Source organism: Daejeonella sp., from assembly GCF_044342615.1.
GTDB lineage: Bacteria > Bacteroidota > Bacteroidia > Sphingobacteriales > Sphingobacteriaceae > Daejeonella.
Map to the genome: position 1 here is coordinate 1 of NZ_JBIIPN010000222.1, position 2,523 is coordinate 2,523.

General features: G+C 34.0%; 3 protein-coding genes. All 3 read right to left on the minus strand.

Annotated elements, in window-relative coordinates; genetic code table 11:
- The coding region (rfbC, locus tag ACIQ0D_RS12635) for a dTDP-4-dehydrorhamnose 3,5-epimerase (RefSeq protein ID WP_395806159.1) at positions 1–517 on the minus strand (517 nt) is incomplete at its 3' end.
- Entirely contained in the window at positions 517–822 is a 306-nt protein-coding gene (locus tag ACIQ0D_RS12640; RefSeq protein WP_395806161.1) for a DUF4286 family protein, read from the minus strand. The genes ACIQ0D_RS12640 and rfbC, both read right to left, overlap by 1 nt.
- Before the next feature lie 45 nt (positions 823–867).
- Positions 868–2,523 (minus strand): tetratricopeptide repeat protein (locus ACIQ0D_RS12645; protein ID WP_395806163.1); only part of this gene is annotated, 1,656 nt, incomplete at its 5' end.

Genomic DNA, 2,523 nt, shown 5'->3' on the forward strand with positions numbered 1-2,523 from the left:
GTAGTGTTTTGTCTTTCTCTGATAATATTACTTGATCTGTAGCAATTCCCCAATCGATGTTTAAATCAGGGTCATTCCAAATAACACCAAACTCTGATGATTTATTATAAAGGCCAGAAACCTTATATGCGAAGATAGTATTATCTTCAAGTGTTACAAATCCGTGTAAAAAGCCAGGTGGGATCCATAGCATACGATTATTGTCGCCACTTAATTCAACAGCTTCATATTGTCCATAAGTTTTAGATCCTTTGCGAATATCAACAGCTATGTCTAGAACTTTACCTTGAATAACGCGGACTAATTTTCCTTGTGCATAAGGATTGGCTTGAGCATGTAATCCTCTCAATGTTCCTTTCTGGGAAAGCGACTGATTGTCTTGAACAAAATTCACGTTAATCCCCTCGTCATCGAAAGATTGTTTATTATAACTTTCAAAAAAATACCCGCGGTCATCTTTCCAAACCTTGGGTTCAATAATGAAAAGATCTTTAATTTCTGTTTCTAAAAAGTTCATTACTTATCAATAAATTCCATTGCCGTTGGAAAGATTACCAGCTTATTATTAAATTTTGTAGGGGTATTTGCCTCTAAAAATTGCCCGTGCTTTTGTTTAAACTCATTCAGCTTTTCAATTGAATCTACAACAAACTGAACACAATAGGTTACACCTTCATTAGGCGAATCAAGTATCTTTAATAAGCGATTGGAATCAAAGTAGCCTGTTTCCATTAGTTGTGGAATTTGCTTTTTTTGCATCCAATTCAACCATTCAATTTGGATTTCATTATCCAAAATTATGGTCACATTATATAAAATCATGCTGCGAATATAGGAATAGGGATTTAAAAATTAAGCTTTAAAACTTTATTTAAGTTGATCTCCGCGTAGTTTACGGTAGCGTTGCCTCGCTTCAAGCACAAATAAACTACCTGGAAAATCATTTATTAATTTTTGATAGAGCTCCATTGCTTTATCGGTTTGCTTTGTTTCTTCCTCATAAATTCCTGCCAATAGGAATAAAGCATCATCGCCCCAAAGTCCTGTAATATTTAGATTGATAATTTTTTGAAGCTGTTCAATGGCTTGATCTATTGACTTGTTGTTTATAAATATTTTAGTTTTTAACATGGCAATATCATCATCCAATGTATTGCCTGGATAAAAAACGCTAATGCTATCTAAAAGTTGTAATGCTTCTTTATTTTGCTTTTTAAAGAAGAGTAGATCGGCATTTGCATATTTTAGTAGTGCTGCACTATCATTTTTAATGCTAAGATCGCTCGAAATCAGCAGACTAAGGTTTAAGGCATCGTTTGCAATTAACTGAGACGTTGCGCTTTTTAAGATATCTAATTGCGCCTTTGACCATAAAAAATCGCCTTGAAAATAGGCTAATTTTGCGTTCTTAAACTTAGCCTCCTGTCCCAATGGCTCATTAGCAAAATCTTTTTCTATTTGTCCGAATAAAAGAGCGGATTCCCACAGCTCTCCACTTAAAATATAAATATCACCAAGCTCCAATTTTACTTCACCAATTAATTGTTTATCTAAATCTGGAAGATTTAGCAATGCTTCCAATTGTTCGGCGGCATTATTGGATTTACCAAGATAATAGGCTTGTAAATTTGCTAATTGTCGTATGGCGAAAGTTGTTTCTCGTTTGCGCCCAAATTCATTCAGTAGAAAATCATACTCGTTTTCAAGAGTAATTAATTCTTCCTTGCTAGCTATTTTTGAATTTAGCTGTTTGTTTTTTATAAATACTAAATTGATTTTTGCAGGAATATAAAATTGATTTGTGCTTCCTTTTGTGATTAGATAGTTTAATGATTCTATTGCTTGATCAAAGGCGTTGTTTGAAGCCATTATTTTAGACAGCTCAAATATTCTAAGTCCGTTTTCTTTTAAACGGCGGTCTAAGGCAAGCGTTTGCCTCAATGCCATATCAAATTCCTTTTGCTGAATGTAGTACCAGGTTAGCAGCTCGGCCATTACCGTACTTTGAGGTTCTTTTTGAAGAAAGCGCAAAATTGCCGACTTCAGGAGCTCAAAGTCCTCTTTACTCTCAAAAGTACCACCCAAAGCTCTCTGTGCTTGTGGAAGTGCCTCAGGATTTGTATTTAGTAGATTAATATACTCTTGAATGAGCATTGGCTTATCTTTTTTAAATCGGTATAAGCTCAGTAAATCATATGTGAAGGCATCTTTTTGGTTGATTAATTTTCGTCCGGTAAGTAATGCCTTTATAGAATAATCATAAGCATCAGCTCTATAAAATGTAATTGCGAGATCTTTAATGGCAAATTCATTTGATGGCATAGTTCGGATTAATGAATTAAACCATTCAGATGCTTTTTCTTGTTCACTTTTCTCCAGATAAATACGTCCAATATCAACTGAGAATATATAATTATTGGGGTTATCCTTTAAAAGGCTTTTTGCTAATTTCTCAGCAGCATTAAACTGTTTTGTTTTCAGTAAGGTATTGAAATAGGGGTCGTAGTAATTTAAATCTTTGGT